The sequence below is a fragment of the Bartonella sp. MR168JLCBS genome, from assembly GCF_042194175.1.
Genome location: NZ_JBHIMP010000415.1, coordinates 1 through 678, shown reverse-complemented (window position 1 = coordinate 678; position 678 = coordinate 1). Strand labels below are relative to the sequence as shown.

1 pseudogene is annotated in these 678 nt (G+C 38.2%); it reads right to left on the bottom strand.

Annotated features, from left to right (window positions below):
- A pseudogene (locus ACFIK8_RS11695) lies at positions 1–678 on the bottom strand (apolipoprotein N-acyltransferase); the annotation flags it as partial.

The following is a 678-nucleotide window of genomic DNA, read 5'->3' as shown; positions in this document are numbered from 1 at the left end:
ATTGCTCAATTTTGTGTTTTGTTGGATAGAAGGTTGAATAATGCGTACCCAATGGCTATTTTTTTTGTAATCAGTTATGTTAGGTGCAGAATTGAGACGATAAAATCCAAAACCGCTGTGGGCTAATATAAGCGATAAGCAAAAAACAAGTGCCGATTTCTTTTTTTCATCCGTTAATAAAACAGTAGGTAAACTATAGATTAAAACGGCAAGAACATTCATTCCATAAAGTCCCAAGATTGCATCGGATTGCATGAACATAGGGGTTGGCATAATTGTGTAACCAAGAGCATTCCACGGAAAGCCTGTGAACAAGATAGAGCGCAACCATTCTGCTAGTCCCAGTGCAAAAGCCAAAACAAAAAAGCGTGCTATTCCTTTTGTCCATAACAAGCCGACAATGAAACCAGCAAAAAACCAATAAAGAGAAAGATAGAGGGGAGGGAAAAAAATAGCAAATGGCACTGCCCATCCAAAAGCAACAGGATCTGTCAACAAAGCATTACTCAGCCACCAAAGGCTGCAGATAAAATAACCAAAGCCAAAGGTTCCACAGCTTAAAGCGTAGATCAGAAGACATTTTTTTCTGTTTTGAATAGCACTTATTTTATCAAGTAAAACAATGAAGACAGGGAAAGTTAAAAAGCAGAGAGGTGTCAAATAAAAGGGTGGAAGTGC